Genomic DNA, 17260 nt, shown 5'->3' on the forward strand with positions numbered 1-17260 from the left:
TATCTCAGAAAACAAATCCGGCCGCCAGCTCCCCGCCGACCGCCGATCCCCCGCCAGAAGAGGACCCACCATGCCCGAGCGCTTCTCCCCCACCCCCGAGGACCGTTTCACCTTCGGCCTCTGGACCGTCGGCTGGCAGGGCCGCGATCCCTTCGGCGACGCGACCCGCCCGGCGCTCGACCCGGTCGAGTCGGTCGAGCGGCTGGCCGGGCTCGGGGCGTACGGCGTCACCTTCCACGACGACGACCTGATCCCCTTCGGCTCGACCGAGGCGGAGCGCGAGGCCGTCGTGAAGCGGTTCCGGGACGCCCTCGACCGCACCGGCCTGCGGGTCCCCATGGCCACCACCAACCTCTTCACCCACCCGGTCTTCAAGGACGGCGCCTTCACCGCCAACGACCGGGACGTCCGCCGTTACGCGCTCCGCAAGACGATCCGGAACATCGACCTGGCCGTGGAGCTCGGCGCCACCACCTACGTCGCCTGGGGCGGCCGCGAGGGCGCCGAGTCGGGCGCGGCGAAGGACGTGCGGGTGGCCCTGGACCGGATGAAGGAGGCCTTCGACCTGCTCGGGCAGTACGTCACCGAGCAGGGGTACGACCTGCGGTTCGCCATCGAGCCCAAGCCGAACGAGCCGCGCGGCGACATCCTGCTGCCCACCGTCGGCCACGCCCTCGCCTTCATCGAGCGCCTGGAGCGGCCCGAACTCGTGGGCGTGAACCCGGAGACGGGGCACGAGCAGATGGCCGGCCTGAACTTCCCGCACGGGATCGCGCAGGCACTGTGGGCGGGCAAGCTCTTCCACATCGACCTCAACGGCCAGTCCGGCATCAAGTACGACCAGGACTTCCGCTTCGGCGCCGGCGACCTGCGGCAGGCGTTCTGGCTGGTCGACCTGCTGGAGTCGGCCGGTTACACCGGTCCGCGCCACTTCGACTTCAAGCCGGTGCGCACCGACGGCTTCGACGGCGTCTGGGAGTCGGCGCGCAACTGCATGCGCAACTACCTGATCCTCAAGGAGCGGGCCGCCGCCTTCCGCGCCGACCCGGAGGTCCAGGAGGCCCTCGCCGCCTCCCGGCTGCCCGAGCTGTCCGTGCCCACCGCCGCCGAGGGCCTGGCCGAGCTGCTGGTCGACCCGACCGCGTACGAGACCTTCGACGTGGACGCGGCCGCCGGGCGCTCGATGGCCTTCGAGCGGCTCGACCAGCTGGCCCTGGAGCACCTGCTCGGCGTACGGCGCTGAGCCGACGCGCCGCCGGGCCTGGGCCGACGCGCCGCCGGGCCGCCGGACCCGGGCCCCGCGACCGGAGGGCCGCCGGCCGGGCCCGCGGCCGGAGGGCGGGCCCGCGGTGGGGGTCAGCGGGTGGTGAGGGTGGAGCGGCGGACGACCAGTTCCGGCTGGAGCACCACCTGCTGGTGCCGGTGGTCCGCCGCCGCGTCGCCGGTCTCCTCCAGGAGCAGTTCGGCGGCCCGGGCCCCCAGGGTCAGGGCCGGCTGGCGCACCGAGGTGAGCGGCACGGTGGCGGCCGCGGCGAACTCGATGTCGTCGTAGCCGACGATCGCCATGTCCTCCGGGACCCGCACCCCGGCCGCGTACAGCGCCTGGAGGACGCCGAGGGCCAGCAGGTCGTTGGCGCAGAAGACGGCGGTGGGGCGGTCGGCGAGGCCGAGCAGCCGGGAGCCGGCGTCCCGGCCCGAGGCCACGTCGAGCCGTTCCGCCGGAAGCTCCCGGAGGGCGGTGGCGGGCAGCCCCGCCTCGGCGAGGGCGAGCAGCGCGCCCTCGCGGCGGTCCCGCACCTGCTGGAGGTGGGCGGGGCCGCTGACGTACGCGAAGGCGCGGTGGCCCGCGGCGGCGAGGTGCCGGATGGCGAGCGAGCCGCCGACGACGTCGTCGACGGAGACCGAGCAGCCGCCGCCGTCCCCGCCGACCCGGTCGACCAGGACGTAGGGGATGCCGTGGCGGCGGAAGTCGCGGAGGTTGGCTCCGCTGGGGTCGGCGGGGGTGACGAGGACGCCCCGGACGCGCTGCTCGGCGAAGAGGGAGAGGTAGTCGGCCTCGTCGCCGGGGTTCTGGTCGCTGTTGCAGACCATGACGCCGAGCCCGGCGGCGCGGGCGGTGCGTTCGGCGCCGCGCGCGATGTCGACGAAGAAGGGGTTGCCCATGTCGAGGACGAGCAGCGCCATGATCCGGCTGCGGCCGGCCCGGAGCTGGCGGGCGGACTCGCTGCGGACGTAGCCGAGCCGGTCGATGACCCGGCGGACGTGCTCCAGGGTGGACGGGGAGACCCGGTCCGGCTGGTTGATCACGTTGGAGACGGTGCCGACGGAGACGCCGGCCTCGCGGGCGACGTCCTTGATCCCGACCGTCCGGCCGCCGAGGGGCCGGTCGGCGCCGTCGCCGGCGCGTCCGTCGCCGGCTCGCGCGTCTTCGGCGCGTCCGTCCCCGGCGGTCGCGGCGCCGCGCGCGGTGCCCGTCACCCGTTCCACCTGCGTGCCACCTGGTCGTCCGTCCTGCCCGTCCCGCCCCGTCCGCCCGGGGTCGCCGCCACCTGTCGCATCCTATGCGGCTCCGCTCACGCGAGGTGGAAGACCTCGGCCAGGGGGCGCATCGCCTCGTCCGGCCGGCGGCCGTCGAGCTCCTCGAAGAAGCCGCTCATCCCGGCCTGCCACCGGGCGTTCACCTCGGTGGCCTCCATGGCGGCCTTCGCGCGCTCGAAGTCCTCGGTCTCCAGGTAGCCGACGAGGAGGCCGTCCTCGCGCAGGAAGAGGGAGTAGTTGTGCCAGCCGGCGGTGGTGAGCGCCTCGCGCATCTCCCGCCACACCTCGGCGTGGCGCGCGCGGTACTCCTCCGCCCGCTCGGCGCGGACCTTCAGCAGGAAGCAGACCCTCTGCACGGCGGCTCCTCGGCGTGGGCTTCCGAGACGCGGCTCGGATCGGTCGGATCGAATGAAATGTTTCAGATTTCCCGTCCCTGGACGCTAGATCCCTGACGCCTCAGCGGTCAAGAACCTTGACGACACATCGGGTGCAGACTAACTTCCGTGACGACTGAATCGATTCATTGAATTCTCCTGAACGCACCGAGGTGGACATGCCCGACATCGCCGCCGTGAAGGCCGCCCTCGCCGCCCAGCGGATCGAGACCCCGTCCTGGGGCTACGGGAACTCCGGCACCCGCTTCAAGGTGTTCGCGCAGCCCGGCGTGCCCCGCGACCCGTACGAGAAACTCGACGACGCGGCCGAGGTGCACGCCCGCACCGGCGTCGCCCCGAAGGTCTCCCTGCACATCCCGTGGGACCGGGTCGACGACTACGCCGCCCTCGGCGCGTACGCGAAGGAACGCGGCCTGGAGCTGGGCGCGATCAACTCCAACACCTTCCAGGAGGACGCGTACCGGCTCGGCAGCGTCTGCCACCCGGACCCGGCCGTCCGCCGCCGGGCCGTCGACCACCTCCTGGAGTGCGTCGACATCATGGACGCCACCGGCTCCACCGACCTGAAGCTGTGGTTCGCGGACGGCACCAACTACCCCGGACAGGACTCCGTCACCGGGCGGCAGGAGCGGCTCGCCGACTCCCTCGCCGAGGTGTACGCGCGCCTCGGCGACGACCAGCGGATGCTCCTGGAGTACAAGTTCTTCGAGCCCGCCTTCTACACCACCGACGTCCCGGACTGGGGCACCGCCTACGTCCACTGCCTCAAGCTCGGCCCGAAGGCGCGGGTCGTGGTCGACACCGGCCACCACGCGCCGGGCACCAACATCGAGTTCATCGTCGCCCTGCTGCTGCGCGAGGGACGGCTCGGCGGCTTCGACTTCAACTCCCGCTTCTACGCGGACGACGACCTGATGGCGGGCGCCGCCGACCCCTTCCAGCTCTTCCGGATCATGCACGAGGTGGTCAGGGGCGGCGGCCTCGAACCCGCCGCCGGCATCGCCTTCATGCTCGACCAGTGCCACAACGTCGAGGCGAAGGTCCCCGCCGTCATCCGCTCCGTGATGAACGTCCAGGAGGCCACCGCCAAGGCCCTCCTCGTCGACGCCGACGCCCTCGCCGACGCCCAGCGCTCCGGTGACGTGCTCGCCGCCAACGCCGTCCTGATGGACGCCTACGACACCGACGTCCGCCCGCTGCTGCGCGCACTCCGCGAGGAGCAGGGACTCGACCCCGACCCGGTGGCCGCCACCCTCCGCTCCGGACGCCTGGAGCGCGTCGCCGCCGAGCGCGTCGGCGGCGCCCAGGCCGGCTGGGGCGCGTAGCCCCCTCCCCCACCCCAAGAAAGAAGACCGCCATGACTTCCGGCACCCCTCCCGAGGTCGCCGCGCTCCTCGCGCGCGCCCACCGCCTCGGCGCCGACCCGACCCTCACCAACTACGCGGGCGGCAACGCCTCCGCCAAGGGCTCCGCCACCGACCCGGTCACCGGCGGTGACGTGGAGCTGATGTGGGTGAAGGGCTCCGGGGGCGACCTCGGCACCCTCACCGAGGACGGGCTCGCCGTCCTCCGGCTCGACCGGCTGCGGGCCCTCACCGCCGTCTACCCCGGTGACGACCGCGAGGACGAGATGGTCGCCGCCTTCGACCACTGCCTGTACGGGAAGGGCGGCGCCGCCCCGTCGATCGACACCGCCATGCACGGCCTGGTCGACGCGGCCCACGTCGACCACCTGCACCCGGACGCGGGCATCGCGCTGGCCTGCGCCGCCGACGGCGAGAAGCTGACGGCGGAGTGCTTCGGCGCGACCGTGGTCTGGGTGCCGTGGCGCCGGCCCGGCTTCCGGCTCGGGCTCGACATCGCCGCCGTCCGGGCCGCCCACCCGGAGGCGATCGGCTGCGTCCTCGGCGGGCACGGCATCACCGCCTGGGGCGACACCTCCGAGGAGAGCGAGCGCAACGCGCTCCACATCGTCCGCACCGCCGAGGCCTTCCTCGCCGGACGGGGCCGCCCCGAGCCCTTCGGTCCGGTCGTCGACGGATACCGTCCGCTGCCGGAGGAGCTCCGCCGGGAGCGGGCCGCCGCGCTCGCCCCGTACGTACGCGCCCTCGCCTCCCAGGACCACCCGCAGGTGGGCCACTTCACCGACTCCGAGGCCGTCCTCGACTTCGTGTCGCGCGCCGGACACCCGCGGCTGGCCGCCCTGGGCACCTCCTGCCCCGACCACTTCCTGCGCACCAAGGTCCGGCCGCTCGTCCTCGACCTGCCGCCGACCGCCCCCCTCGACGCGACGGTGACCAGGCTGCGGGAGCTGCACGCCGCCTACCGCGAGGAGTACGCCGCCTACTACCGCCGGCACGCGCTGCCGGACTCGCCGCCGATGCGGGGGGCCGACCCGGCGATCGTGCTCGTGCCCGGCGTCGGGATGTTCTCCTTCGGCAAGGACAAGCAGACGGCCCGGGTGGCGGGCGAGTTCTACGGCAACGCGATCCGGGTGATGCGGGGCGCGGAGGCCGTCTCCTCGTACGCGCCGATCGAGGAGGCGGAGAAGTTCCGCATCGAGTACTGGGAGCTGGAGGAGGCGAAGCTGCGGCGCGTGCCGCAGCCGAAGCCGCTCGCCACCCGGGTGGCGCTGGTGACCGGCGCGGGCAGCGGCATCGGACGGGCGATCGCGCGTCGGCTCGCGGCCGAAGGCGCCTGCGTGGTCGTGGCGGACCTGAACGCCGGGAGCGCGGCCGAGGTCGCGGCCGAACTCGGCGGCCCGGACCGGGCGGTGGCCGTGACGGTGGACGTGACCGACGAGGCCGCGATCGAAACGGCCTTCCGGGAGGCGCTGTTGGCGTTCGGCGGGGTCGACCTGGTGGTCAACAACGCAGGGATCTCGATCTCCCGGCCGCTGCTGGAGACCACGGCGGAGGACTGGGACCTCCAGCACGCCGTCATGGCCCGGGGCTCCTTCCTGGTCTCCCGCGAGGCGGCCCGGGTGATGACCGCCCAGGGCCTCGGCGGCGACATCGTCTACATCGCGTCGAAGAACGCGGTCTTCGCCGGTCCGAACAACATCGCCTACTCGGCCACCAAGGCCGACCAGGCCCACCAGGTGCGGCTGCTGGCGGCGGAGCTGGGCGAGCACGGGATCCGGGTCAACGGCGTGAACCCGGACGGGGTGGTGCGCGGGTCCGGGATCTTCGCCGGCGGCTGGGGGGCGCGGCGGGCGGCGACGTACGGCATCGAGGAGGAGGAGCTCGGCGCGTTCTACGCCCGGCGGACGCTGCTGAAGCGCGAGGTGCTGCCGGAGCACGTGGCGAACGCGGTGTTCGCCCTCACCGGCGGGGACCTCACCCACACCACCGGCCTGCACGTCCCCGTCGACGCGGGCGTCGCCGCGGCCTTCCTGCGATGAGCGGGCGCACCGGCACGTTCGCGGCGGCCGATCTGGGGGCCACCAGCGGACGGGTCATGGTCGGCAGGGTCGGCCCCGGCACCCTGGAGCTGACCGAGGCGCACCGCTTCCCCAACACGCCGGTCCGGCTGCCGGACGGGCTGCGCTGGGACGCGCTCGCCCTCCACCAGGGAATCCTCGACGGGCTGCGGGCGGCGGCCCGTTCGGGTCCGGTGGACTCCGTCGGGGTGGACACCTGGGCGGTGGACCACGGCCTCCTCGACGCCGACGGGGCCCTGCTCGGCGCCCCGTACCACTACCGGGACCCGCGGACGGACGGCGTCGCGGAGGGGGTGTGGGCGCGGGTCGGGGGCGCGGCGGAGCTGTACCGCACGACCGGGCTCCAGCACCTGCCGTTCCACACGGTCTTCCAGCTCGCCTCGGCCGCCGGCTCCGCCCAGCTGGCGGCAGCGCGGACGCTGTTGCTGATGCCGGACCTGTTCACGTACTGGCTGACGGGAACGGTCGGGGCGGAGGAGACGAACGCGTCGACGACCGGACTCCTCGACGTCAGGACCGGCACGTGGGCGGGGGAACTGCTCGCCGGGCTGGGGATCGATCCGGGGCTGCTGCCGGCGCTGCGGGCGCCCGGCGCACCGGCGGGGAGGCTGCTGCCGTACGTCACGGCGTACACCGGGCTTCCGGCGGGCACGCCGGTGACGACGGTCGCCTCGCACGACACGGCCTCCGCGGTGGTGGCCGTGCCCGCCACCGGGGCGGGCACGGTCGCGTACGTCTCGTGCGGCACCTGGTCGCTCGCGGGGCTCGAACTGCCGGGTCCCGTGCTCACGGAGGAGGCCCGCGCGGCGAACTTCACCAACGAGCGGGGCGTGGACGGCACCGTCCGGTTCCTGCGGAACGTGATGGGGCTGTGGCTGTGGGAGGAGTGCCGCAGGACCTGGGAGGGGCGCGGGCACCGGGTGGAGCTGACGGCGCTGCTCGAAGGGGCCGCCGGGGAGAGGCCGTTCGCGTCGCTGGTCGATCCGGACGCTCCGGAGTTCCTGGCGCCCGGGGACATGCCGGGGCGGATCGCGGAGTTCTGCCGGCGCACCGCGCAGCCGGTGCCGGAGTCCCCGGCGGCGGTGCTGCGCTGCGTCCTGGAGTCGCTGGCCGTGGCGCACCGGCGCGTCCTGTGGCGGGCGGCGGAGCTGGCGGGGCGCGAGGTCCGGCGGATCCATCTGGTGGGCGGCGGGGCGCGGAACCCGCTGCTGTGCCAGTGGACGGCGGACGCGACCGGGCTGCCGGTGACGGCGGGCCCGGCGGAGGCGACGGCGCTGGGGAACGTGCTGGCGCAGGCGCGGGCCGCGGGCCTCGTCGGCGATCTGGCCGCCGTGCGTCGCCTGGTCGCCGGGACGCAGCCCCTGCGACACTACGAGCCGCAGGGCGACGGCGCCGCCTGGGACCGGGCCGCCGCCCGATTCGGACCGTCCCCGAGGAACTGCTGATGCGCGTCGCCCTCTTCGTCACCTGCGTCAACGACGCCGTCTTCCCCGCGACGGGGGTGGCGACGGTCCGGCTGCTGGAACGGCTGGGGGTGGAGGTGGACTTCCCGGCGGCGCAGACCTGCTGCGGGCAGCCCTCGTTCAACACCGGCTACCGGCGGGAGACCGAGCCGCTGGTACGGCGTACGGTCGGTGCCTTCGCGGGGTACGACCACGTGGTCGTCCCCTCGGGTTCGTGCGCGGCGATGGTCCGCCACCACTACCCGGCCTTCGGGCCGGAGGCGGCGGCGCTCGGACCGCGCGTGTACGAGCTGACGGAGTTCCTGGTGGACGTGGTGGGCGTGACCGACGTGGGGGCGTACTTCCCGCACAAGGTCACGTACCACCCGTCCTGCCACGGTCTGCGGATGCTGGGCCTGGGCGAGCGGCCGCTCCGGCTCCTCCGGGCGGTGAAGGGGCTGGAGCTGGTGGAGCTGCCGGGGGCGGAGGAGTGCTGCGGCTTCGGCGGCACCTTCGCGGTGAAGAACCCGGACGTGTCGGCGGCGATGGGCGCGGACAAGGTCGCGAACGCGGTGTCGACCGGCGCCGGGGTGCTGTGCGGCGCGGACAACTCGTGCCTGCTGCACGTCGGCGGCATGCTGAGCCGCCAGGGGGCGCCGCTGCGGGCGGTGCACCTGGCGGAGATCCTGGCGAGTACGGAAGAGGAGCCCTGGCGATGAGCGGAGTCTTCGTGGGGATGCCGGCCTTCCCCGAGGCCGCGCGGGAGGCGGTGCGGGACGAGCGGCTGCGGCGCAACCTGCGGCACGCCACCCACACGATCCGCGACAAGCGGGCGCGGGCGGTCGCGGAGCTGGCGGACTGGGCCGAGCTGCGGGAGGCGGGGAAACGGATCAAGGACCGGACGCTCCGTCACCTCGACACGTACCTCCTGCGGTTGGAGGAGGCGGTGACGGCGGCGGGCGGCACGGTGCACTGGGCGGTGGACGCGGCCGAGGCCAACCGGATCGTGACGGAGCTGGTGAAGGCGACCGGCGAGACCGAGGTCGTCAAGGTCAAGTCGATGGCCACGCAGGAGATCGGTCTCAACGAGCACCTGGAGGCGGAGGGGATCCGGGCCTACGAGACGGATCTGGCCGAGCTGATCGTGCAGCTGGGCGAGGACCGGCCCTCCCACATCCTGGTCCCGGCGATCCACCGCAACCGGGGCGAGATCCGCGACATCTTCCGTGACACGATGGGGAGTTGGGGCCGTCCGGCGCCGGACGGGCTGTCCGACTCCCCCGCCGAACTGGCGGAGGCGGCCCGGCTGCACCTGCGGGAGAAGTTCCTGCGGGCCAAGGTCGGGATCTCCGGGGCGAACTTCATGGTCGCCGAGACCGGCACGCTCGTGGTGGTGGAGTCGGAGGGCAACGGCCGGATGTGCCTGACCCTCCCCGAGACGCTGATCTCGGTCGTGGGCGTCGAGAAGGTGGTGCCTTCCTGGCGGGACCTGGAGGTCTTCCTCCAGACGCTGCCCCGCTCCTCGACGGCCGAGCGGATGAACCCGTACACGAGCATGTGGACCGGCACGACGGACGGCGACGGACCGGAGAGCTTCCACCTGGTCCTCCTCGACAACGGCCGCACCGACGCCCTCGCCGACGAGGTCGGCCGGCAGGCGCTGCGCTGCATCCGCTGCTCGGCCTGCCTCAACGTCTGCCCGGTGTACGAGCGGGCCGGCGGCCACGCCTACGGCTCCGTCTACCCCGGCCCGATCGGCGCGATCCTCACCCCGCAGCTGCGGGGCACGGCGAGCGAGGTCGACGCCTCCCTGCCGTACGCCTCCTCGCTCTGCGGTGCCTGCTACGAGGTGTGCCCGGTCGCCATCGACATCCCGGAGGTGCTGGTGCACCTGCGGGAGGGGGTCGCCGAGCGGGGCGGCAAGGGACACCGGCTGGAGAAGGCCGCGATCAAGGCGGCCACCTGGGTGCTCGACCACCCCGGGGCCCTGGCGGCGGGCGAGCGCCTCGCCTCGAAGACCCGCAAGCTGCATCCGAGGAAGCTGCCCGGCCCCGGCGCCCGGCAGTGGAGCGAGAGCCGCGACCTGCCCGACCTGCCCGCCGAGCCCTTCCGGGACTGGTGGAAGAAGAACCGCTCGGGAGAGCGCACCGGAGAAGACGGAGCAGACCGCACATGAGCCCCACCTCCCGCGAGCGGATCCTCGCCCGGATCCGGTCCGCCGTCGCCGACGCCCCCGAGGCCCCGGAGGCGCCCCGTACGTACCTCGCCCGCCACGCCCCGGACGACCCGGAGGCGGTGCTCGACCTGCTCCACGAGAACCTCGCCGACTACCGGGCCCGCGTCCACCGCACCGACGAGGCCGGGCTGCCCGCGCTGATCGCCGGGCTGCTGGAGGCGCGCGGGGCGCGGCGCGTCGCCGTGCCTCCCGGCCTGCCGGCGGGGTGGCTGGCGGAGTCGGGCGTCGAGCGGGTCGCCGACGGGCCGGAGCTGACGCCGGCGGCCCTGGACGGGGTCGACGCGGTGGTCACGGGGTGCGCGCTGGCGGTCGCCGAGACCGGCACGATCGTCCTCGACGGCGGCCCCGGGCAGGGGCGGCGGGCCCTCACCCTCGTACCGGACCTGCATCTGTGTGTCGTACGGGCTCCGGAGCAGGTCGTGGCGTCGGTGCCGGAGGCGCTGCCGCGGCTGGATCCGTCGCGGGCGCTCACCTGGATCTCGGGGCCGTCGGCGACGAGCGACATCGAGCTCGACCGGGTCGAGGGCGTGCACGGGCCCCGGATCCTGGAGGTCGTCCTGGTCCGGGGCGCGGCGTAGGTCCGGGCGGGGTCAGGCGGACTCGCGGACCACCAGCTCCGTGGGGAGGATGACGGTCGCCGGGTCCTCGCCCGCTATCCGGGCGAGGAGGGTGCGGACCATCTCGGTGCTGATCCGGTCCCAGGGCTGCCGGATGGTGGTCAGCGGCGGCTGGGAGGAGAGCGCGGCCGGGGAGTCGTCGAAGCCGCCGACGGCGATGTCCTCGGGGACCCGCTTCCCGGCGCGGGCGAGGACGTCGAGGACGCCCTGGGCCATCAGGTCGGAGGCGACGAAGACGGCGTCGACGTCGGGCGCCCGCTCCAGGAGGACGCGGGCCCCCTCGGCGCCGCTGGCGCGGCTGTAGTCGCCGGTGAAGACGAGGTCCTCGTCGACGGGGAGGCCGTGGTCGGCGAGGGTCTCGCGGTAGCCGGCGAGCCGTTCGACGCCGCCGGGGGTGTCGAGCGGGCCGGTGACGGTGGCGATGCGGCGGCGCCCGGTGGCGTACAGGTGGCGGACCATCTCGCGGGCGCCGTCGCGGTCGTCGGCGGCGACGTATCCGACGCGGGTGGTCTGGCCGAGCGGCTTGCCGCAGGCGACGACGGGGACGCCCGCCTCGTGGAGCCGGGCCACGACGGGGTCGCCGGAGTGGCTGGAGACGAGGAGGACGCCGTCGACGTGGCCGGCCTCGATGTAGCGGAGGTTGCGGCGGCGTTCGTCCTCGGTGCCGGCGATCATCAGGATCAGCGGGATGTCGCGGTCGGCGAGGGCCTGGGTGCAGGCGCGCAGGAGGACGTTGAAGTTGGGGTCCTCGAAGAAGCGCTCCTGCGGCTCGGTGAGGAGGAAGGCGACCGAGTCGGACTTGCCGGTGATCAGCGAGCGGGCGTGCCGGTTGACGACGTACCCCGTTCTGCGGATCGCGGCGTCGACGGCCGCCTTGGCCGCGGGGCTGACGTAGTGGCCGCCGTTGAGGACGCGGGAGACGGTGCCGCGCGAGACACCGGCCTCGCGGGCCACGTCGTGGATGGTCGCGGGACGGCGCCTGCTCGCTGCTGTGCTCATGCTGTGTGTTTCCCCTCGTTCCCCTGTGCTCAGGACTTTACGGCGCCGGACAGCAGGTCGAGGCTCCAGAACCGCTGGATGACGAGGAAGAGCGCGATCAGGGGGACGACGGCGAGCAGCGCGCCGGTGATCACCAGGGTGTAGAGGGCGGGCTGGCTGGCGCCCTGCTTGAGGAGGGTGAAGAGGCCCACGGTCATGGGGAACTTCTCGTCGTCGCCGAGCATGATGAACGGCAGCAGGAAGTTGTTCCAGATGGCGACGAACTGGAAGAGGAAGATCGTCACCAGGCCGGGGGCGAGCATCGGCACGGCGATCCGGCTGAAGATCCGCCACTCGCCGGCGCCGTCCACGCGGCCCGCCTCGACCAGCTCCATCGGGATGGCGGCCTCGGCGTAGATGCGGCCGAGGTAGACGCCGTACGGGGAGAGGATCAGCGGCAGCAGCACGGAGACGTAGCTGTCGGTGAGGTCGGCCTCGGCCATCAGCAGGTACTGCGGGATGGCGAGGATGACCGGGGGCATGAGGACGCCGGTGAGCATGACGTTGAAGAAGAGCTCGCGCCCGCGGAAGCGGTAGACGGCGAGGGCGTAGCCGGCGAAGGCGGAGACGACCGTCGACAGGAGGGCGCCGAGGCCGGCGTAGAGGACGGAGTTGCCCATCCACTTCCAGTAGATGCCGTCGCGGTAGGCGGTGAGTTCGCCGAGGTTGTCGGCGAAGCCGCTGCCCGGGAGGAAGGTGAAGGTGGAGAAGAGCTCGTCGTCGGCCTTGGTGGCGGCGACGACGACCCAGGCGACCGGGAGCAGGCAGTAGAGGGCGCCGAGGACGAGGGCAGCGGTGGGCAGCAGGGCGGTGCGGCGGGGGCGCGGGGGCCCCTGCGGGACGCCGGGGGTGGTGCCGGCGGCGGGGGCCGCCTTGCGGAGCGTCGGGGAGGCGAGCCCGTTCATCGGCTGGCTCCTTGTGTGGTGCGGCGGTTGGAGATCCTGAGGAGGGCGAAGGAGAGCGCGAAGGTGGCGAGGGCGAGGACCACGGCCGTGGCGGAGGCCGCGTGGATGTTCCCGCCGGTGAACGCGTCGTTGTAGACCTTCATCAGGGGGCTCCAGGTGGAGGGGATGCCGTTGGTGAGCGGCTTGAGCGTCATCGGCTCGTTGAAGACCTGGAGGGTGGCGATGATCGAGAAGAAGAAGGTGAGGACCAGGGAGGGCGCCACCATCGGGATCTTGATGCGGAGCGCGATCTGGAGCTCGGAGCAGCCGTCGAGCTTGGCCGCCTCGTGGACCTCGGCGGGCAGGGCGCGCAGCGCGGTGTAGATGACGATCATGTTGAAGCCGGTGCCGCCCCAGACGGCGATGTTGGACATCGCGAGGTAGAGCGGGCCGCCGTCCATGAGGTCGGGCTGGGGGAGGCCGGCCTTCTCCAGGAGGAAGTGGAAGGGGCTGACGTCGGGGAGGTAGAGGAAGCCCCAGAGGACGGCGGCGATGACCCCGGGGACGGCGTACGGCAGGAAGATCGCCAGCCGGGCGAAGGAGCGGCCCCGGACGCGCTCGGAGTCGAGCAGGAGCGCGAAGAGGAGGGCGAGGCCGAGCATCACGGGGACGACGAGGGCGCCGTAGCCGAGGACGCGCAGGGAGCTCGCGAGGAACTCGGAGTCGGCGAGGGCGGAGGCGTAGTTCTCCAGGCCGGCCCAGACCTCGGACCGGGCTCCCTTGCCGAGGCCGAGGCCCTTGATCTCGACCTTGTGGAAGCTGAGCCAGACCGCGTAGCCGATGGGCAGCGCGAAGAAGAGGACGAAGAGGACGGCGGCGGGGAGGAGGAAGCCGTACGGGGCCGTCTTGACCCCGTACGACCGGCGCGCGCCCTTGGGGGGCTGCGTCACTTGGCGACCTCGAAGCCCTGCTTGTCGAGGTCGTTCACCGTGGTGTCGCGGACGGCGGTGAGGGCCTTGTCGAAGGCGTCCCGGGTCCTGGCCTTGGCGGCCTTGCCGAACTCGTCCTTGAAGGCGGTGTAGGCGACGTTCACGTTGGGGCCCCAGGCGGCGGGGGCGGTGGTCTTCGCTATCTCGGCGGCCTTCGCGTAGAAGTCGGGCTGGTTGGCGAAGTAGTCGGGGGCCTTGGCGAGGGCGCCGCTGGTCTGGGCGGCGGTGGCGGCCGGGTAGATGCCGCTCTCCTTGACGAGGGCGGCCAGCGCCTCGGGGTCGGTGTTCAGCCAGGTGGCGAACTCGGCGGCGGCCTCCTTGTGCCGGGAGTCGCTGGTGACGGCGGTGGAGGAGCCGCCCCAGCTGCCGGTGGCGTTCTCGCCCTTCGTCCACTGCGGGAGGGGGGCCATGGCCCACTTGCCCTTGGTGGCGGGGGCGGCGGTGGTCAGGGTGCCGGGGGCCCAGACGGCGGAGACCCAGGCGATCTGCTCGCCGGTGTCGAGGGCCTTGTTCCAGGCGGGGGTGTACATGGGCTGGTTGTCGATGGCGCCCTCGGCGACCAGGCCGCCCCAGAAGTCGGTGACCTTCCGGGTGGCGGCGTCGTCGATGCCGACCTTCCAGGTGTCGCCCTCGAAGGTCCACCACTGGGCTCCGGCCTGCTGGGAGAGGCCGGCGAAGAGGCCGGAGTCGTTGGCGGAGAAGGTGGTCAGGGACTTCTTGGGGGCCTTCTTCTTCAGCGCGCGGGCGGTCTCGGCGAACTCGTCCCAGGTGGTGGGGACGGTGAGGCCGTACTCCTTGAAGAGGTCCTCGCGGTAGAAGAACATCAGCGGGCCGGAGTCCTGCGGGAGGGCGTAGACCGCGTCGCCGCCGAGGGTGGTCTGCTGCCAGACGCCGGGGGCGAACCGCTTCTCGACGCCCTGGACCTCGCGGCCGATGTCGGCGAGGGCGTCGTTGGTGACCAGGGTGGGCAGGGCCTGGTACTCGGCCTGGACGAGGTCCGGGCCCTTGTGGGCCTTCGCGGCCGTGATGATCTTGGTGACGAGGTCGTCGCCGGAGGCCTGCTTCTGCACCGTGACCTGGGTCTCGGGGTGCTTGGCGTTCCAGAGGGCGGCGACCTTGTCCATACCGGGCGCCCAGGCCCAGTAGGTGAGCTTGACGGGGCCGGATCCGGCGCCCGCCTCGTCGCCGGAGTCGGAGGATCCGCAGGCGGTGAGCGCGGTGGCACCGAGGAGCACGGCGGTGGCGGCGGCGAGGCTGCGGCGCGTGAGCTGGGGCATGGGTGGTTCTCCCTGACCGAAAGGGGCCTCTCCATCGGACGGAGAGGCCGACCATGCATCTGTGAGCGTTCACAGTAGAGAAACGTTCCGGACACTTGTCAATGGTTGTTCCTGTGCGGTTATGTTGCGTTGCCACTTCGAAATCTGATGTGTGTACGTTCACAGTTACGGCAAACGAACACCCCCTTCCGTTCCACCGGCGCTCAGGAGAGACTCATGCCAGCCACGACCCCCAAGGGCCTGACCCGGCTCGCGTTCGGCGGGGACTACAACCCCGAACAATGGCCGGAAAGCGTCTGGCAGGAGGACGTACGGCTGATGCGGGAGGCCGGCGTCACCATGGTGAGCGTCGGGATCTTCTCCTGGGCGCTCCTGGAGCCCGAGCCGGGCCGGTACGACTTCGGCTGGCTCGACCGGGTCCTCGACCTGCTGCACGCCCACGGCGTCCGGGTCGACCTCGGCACCCCCACGGTCGCCCCGCCCGCCTGGTTCTACCGCGCGCACCCCGAGGCGCTGCCGGTCACCGCCGACGGCGTCCGCCACACCTACGGCTCGCGCGGGGCGATCTGCCACAGCTCCCCCGCCTACCGCGAGGCCGCCGCCCGGATCACCACCGCACTCGCCCGCCGCTACGCCGACCACCCCGCGCTCGCGCTCTGGCACGTCCACAACGAGTACGGCGTCCCCGTCAGCGCCTGCTACTGCGACGGCTGCGCCGCCCACTTCCGGCGCTGGCTGGACAGCGCGTACGGCTCGGTCGAGGCCGTGAACGAAGCGTGGGGCACCGCCTTCTGGGGCCAGCGGTACGGCTCGTACGAGGAGATCCTGCCGCCCCGCACCACCCCGACCGTCGGCAACCCGGCCCAGCGGCTCGACTACCGCCGCTTCGCCGACGCCACCATCCGCGAGAACTTCCGCGCGGAGCGGGACATCCTCCACGAGCTGTCCCCGGGCGTCCCCGTCACCACCAACTTCATGACCGCGCTCAGCCAGTGCGACTCGCTCGACTACTGGGCGTGGGGCCGCGAGGTCGACCTCGTCACCAACGACCACTACCTGATCACCGACGGCCGGCGCACCCACGTCAACCTCGCGATGGCCGCCGACCTCACCCGCTCCGTCGCCGGCGGCGCCCCCTGGCTGCTGCTGGAGCACTCCACCTCGGGGGTGAACTGGCAGCCGCGCAACCCCGCCAAGCGCCCCGGCGAGATGGCCCGCAACTCCCTCGCCCACGTCGCCCGCGGCTCCGAGGGCGCCCTGTTCTTCCAGTGGCGGCAGTCCCGGCGCGGCGCCGAGAAGTTCCACTCGGCGATGGTCCCGCACGGCGGCACCGACACCCGGATCTGGCGCGAGGTCGTCGAGCTCGGTGCCGGGATCGGCGCCCTGGAGGAGCTCCGGGGCAGCCGGACCGTCCCGGACGTCGCCATGCTGTGGGACTGGCAGTCCTGGTGGGCGCAGGGCCTGGAGTGGCGGCCGAACGAGGCGCACGACGCCCGCGAGCGCGCCGACAGCTTCTACGAGACCCTCTACGACCGGCACCTCACGGTGGACTTCGCCCACCCCGAGGCCGACCTCTCCGCCTACCCGCTGGTCGTCGTCCCGGCCCTCTACCTGATGACGGAGGCCGCCGGACGGAACCTGCGGGAGTACGTGGAGAACGGCGGCACGCTGGTCGTCTCGTACTTCTCCGGGATCGTCGACGAGCACGACGCCGTCCACCCCGGCGCCTACCCGGGCGCCCTGCGGGACGTCCTCGGCCTCACCGTCGACGAGTGGTCACCGCTCCTCGACCACCAGCGGGTCGGCCTCGCCGGCCCCGGCGGCGCGGCGCTCACCGGCGACGTGTGGACCGAGTTCGTCCGCCCGCGCGGGGCCGAGACCGTGTGGACGTACGCGGACGGGCCGGCCGCCGGCGGGCCCGCCGTCACCCGGCACCGGCTCGGGCGGGGCACCGCCTGGTACGTCTCCACCCGCCTCGACGCGGCCTCGCTGGACGCGATCGTGGCCGCGGCAGCCGAGGACGCCGGCATCCCGAGCCGCCCCGGCATCCCGCACGACGTGGAGGTCGTCCGCCGCGCCGGCGCCCACGGCCACTACGTCTTCGCGCTCAACCACACCGCCGAGGAGGCGAAGGTGCCGCTGGACGGCACCGGCACGGAGCTGCTCGGCGGCGGAGAGGTGAGCGGCACGCTCACCGTCCCGGCGGGCGGCGTCCGGGTCGTCCGTCTGGACGGCTGAGGACCGACGGCTGCGGACCGACGGCTGCGGGCTGACGGCCGACCGCCGACCGCCGAGGGCTGAGGGCTGAGGGCCGACGGCTGACCGCTGACGGCCGACGGCTGACGGCCGAGGCCGTCCGGCCCCCCCCCCCGGGGGGGCGGGGGGGGCCGGCGCCGCCCCCC

Annotated in this window: 14 protein-coding genes; 8 read left to right on the top strand and 6 right to left on the bottom strand. The window is 73.3% G+C overall.

Going from position 1 to position 17260, the window contains the following annotated elements; translation table 11 throughout:
- Positions 1 to 70: 70 nt before the first annotated feature.
- Entirely contained in the window at positions 71 to 1243 is a 1173-nt protein-coding gene (xylA, locus tag ACFQ8C_RS24570; protein ID WP_383461352.1) for a xylose isomerase, read from the top strand.
- A 113-nt stretch (positions 1244 to 1356) separates the two neighbouring features.
- Here xylA and ACFQ8C_RS24575 read toward each other — a convergent pair whose 3' ends face one another.
- Both ACFQ8C_RS24575 and ACFQ8C_RS24580 read right to left on the bottom strand, forming a co-directional pair.
- Positions 1357 to 2358: a LacI family DNA-binding transcriptional regulator gene (locus ACFQ8C_RS24575; protein WP_383461375.1), complete on the bottom strand. Its 1002-nt coding sequence runs from the start codon at positions 2356 to 2358 to the stop codon at positions 1357 to 1359.
- A 215-nt stretch (positions 2359 to 2573) separates the two neighbouring features.
- Positions 2574 to 2894 (bottom strand): L-rhamnose mutarotase, encoded by a 321-nt coding sequence (locus ACFQ8C_RS24580; RefSeq protein WP_383461354.1) that lies wholly within the window; start codon positions 2892 to 2894, stop codon positions 2574 to 2576.
- 197 nt (positions 2895 to 3091) lie between these two features.
- Here ACFQ8C_RS24580 and rhaI point away from each other — a divergent pair, with 197 nt between their 5' ends.
- Genes rhaI through ACFQ8C_RS24610 form a run of 6 tightly spaced genes read left to right on the top strand, consistent with a single transcriptional unit; the run spans position 3092 to position 10631 of the window.
- Positions 3092 to 4258: an L-rhamnose isomerase gene (rhaI, locus tag ACFQ8C_RS24585; protein WP_383461356.1), complete on the top strand. Its 1167-nt coding sequence runs from the start codon at positions 3092 to 3094 to the stop codon at positions 4256 to 4258.
- A gap of 32 nt (positions 4259 to 4290) precedes the next feature.
- On the top strand, positions 4291 to 6336 hold the full coding sequence (locus ACFQ8C_RS24590) for a bifunctional aldolase/short-chain dehydrogenase (RefSeq protein WP_383461358.1): 2046 nt from the start codon (positions 4291 to 4293) through the stop codon (positions 6334 to 6336).
- Entirely contained in the window at positions 6333 to 7820 is a 1488-nt protein-coding gene (locus ACFQ8C_RS24595) for a rhamnulokinase family protein (protein WP_383461360.1), read from the top strand. Before ACFQ8C_RS24590 ends, ACFQ8C_RS24595 begins: the two co-directional genes overlap by 4 nt.
- Positions 7820 to 8536: a (Fe-S)-binding protein gene (locus ACFQ8C_RS24600; RefSeq protein ID WP_383461362.1), complete on the top strand. Its 717-nt coding sequence runs from the start codon at positions 7820 to 7822 to the stop codon at positions 8534 to 8536. The genes ACFQ8C_RS24595 and ACFQ8C_RS24600 overlap by 1 nt, the downstream gene beginning before the upstream one ends.
- Positions 8533 to 9993 (top strand): LutB/LldF family L-lactate oxidation iron-sulfur protein, encoded by a 1461-nt coding sequence (locus ACFQ8C_RS24605; RefSeq protein WP_383461364.1) that lies wholly within the window; start codon positions 8533 to 8535, stop codon positions 9991 to 9993. Before ACFQ8C_RS24600 ends, ACFQ8C_RS24605 begins: the two co-directional genes overlap by 4 nt.
- Entirely contained in the window at positions 9990 to 10631 is a 642-nt protein-coding gene (locus ACFQ8C_RS24610) for a lactate utilization protein C (RefSeq protein ID WP_383461366.1), read from the top strand. Before ACFQ8C_RS24605 ends, ACFQ8C_RS24610 begins: the two co-directional genes overlap by 4 nt.
- Positions 10632 to 10643: 12 nt before the next feature.
- Here the strand turns inward: ACFQ8C_RS24610 and ACFQ8C_RS24615 are convergent, their stop codons facing one another.
- From ACFQ8C_RS24615 to ACFQ8C_RS24630, 4 genes are read right to left on the bottom strand one after another with little or no spacing between them, the layout of a single operon-like run.
- Complete coding sequence (locus ACFQ8C_RS24615) at positions 10644 to 11669, bottom strand: LacI family DNA-binding transcriptional regulator (protein ID WP_383461368.1); 1026 nt, start codon at positions 11667 to 11669, stop codon at positions 10644 to 10646.
- Positions 11670 to 11698: 29 nt separating this feature from the next.
- On the bottom strand, positions 11699 to 12613 hold the full coding sequence (locus ACFQ8C_RS24620) for a carbohydrate ABC transporter permease (protein WP_383461370.1): 915 nt from the start codon (positions 12611 to 12613) through the stop codon (positions 11699 to 11701).
- Complete coding sequence (locus tag ACFQ8C_RS24625) at positions 12610 to 13542, bottom strand: carbohydrate ABC transporter permease (RefSeq protein ID WP_383461372.1); 933 nt, start codon at positions 13540 to 13542, stop codon at positions 12610 to 12612. The genes ACFQ8C_RS24620 and ACFQ8C_RS24625 overlap by 4 nt, the downstream gene beginning before the upstream one ends.
- A complete protein-coding gene (locus tag ACFQ8C_RS24630; protein WP_383461373.1) occupies positions 13539 to 14858 on the bottom strand; it encodes an ABC transporter substrate-binding protein in 1320 nt (439 codons plus the stop codon). Before ACFQ8C_RS24630 ends, ACFQ8C_RS24625 begins: the two co-directional genes overlap by 4 nt.
- Before the next feature lie 216 nt (positions 14859 to 15074).
- Between ACFQ8C_RS24630 and ACFQ8C_RS24635 the strand changes: the two genes are divergently transcribed.
- Positions 15075 to 17096, top strand: a complete 2022-nt coding sequence (locus ACFQ8C_RS24635) for a beta-galactosidase (RefSeq protein ID WP_383461374.1) — start codon at positions 15075 to 15077, stop codon at positions 17094 to 17096.
- Positions 17097 to 17260: the final 164 nt, after the last annotated feature.

Source organism: Streptomyces sp. NPDC056503 (assembly GCF_042794995.1).
Lineage (GTDB): Bacteria > Actinomycetota > Actinomycetes > Streptomycetales > Streptomycetaceae > Streptomyces.

Coding starts and splice junctions, on each gene's coding strand:
- xylA (WP_383461352.1), top strand. CDS start 71: ATGCCCGAGCGCTTCTCCCCCACCCCCGAGGACCGTTTCACCTTCGGC.
- rhaI (WP_383461356.1), top strand. CDS start 3,092: ATGCCCGACATCGCCGCCGTGAAGGCCGCCCTCGCCGCCCAGCGGATC.
- ACFQ8C_RS24590 (WP_383461358.1), top strand. CDS start 4,291: ATGACTTCCGGCACCCCTCCCGAGGTCGCCGCGCTCCTCGCGCGCGCC.
- ACFQ8C_RS24595 (WP_383461360.1), top strand. CDS start 6,333: ATGAGCGGGCGCACCGGCACGTTCGCGGCGGCCGATCTGGGGGCCACC.
- ACFQ8C_RS24600 (WP_383461362.1), top strand. CDS start 7,820: ATGCGCGTCGCCCTCTTCGTCACCTGCGTCAACGACGCCGTCTTCCCC.
- ACFQ8C_RS24605 (WP_383461364.1), top strand. CDS start 8,533: ATGAGCGGAGTCTTCGTGGGGATGCCGGCCTTCCCCGAGGCCGCGCGG.
- ACFQ8C_RS24610 (WP_383461366.1), top strand. CDS start 9,990: ATGAGCCCCACCTCCCGCGAGCGGATCCTCGCCCGGATCCGGTCCGCC.
- ACFQ8C_RS24615 (WP_383461368.1), bottom strand. CDS start 11,669: ATGAGCACAGCAGCGAGCAGGCGCCGTCCCGCGACCATCCACGACGTG.
- ACFQ8C_RS24620 (WP_383461370.1), bottom strand. CDS start 12,613: ATGAACGGGCTCGCCTCCCCGACGCTCCGCAAGGCGGCCCCCGCCGCC.
- ACFQ8C_RS24630 (WP_383461373.1), bottom strand. CDS start 14,858: ATGCCCCAGCTCACGCGCCGCAGCCTCGCCGCCGCCACCGCCGTGCTC.
- ACFQ8C_RS24635 (WP_383461374.1), top strand. CDS start 15,075: ATGCCAGCCACGACCCCCAAGGGCCTGACCCGGCTCGCGTTCGGCGGG.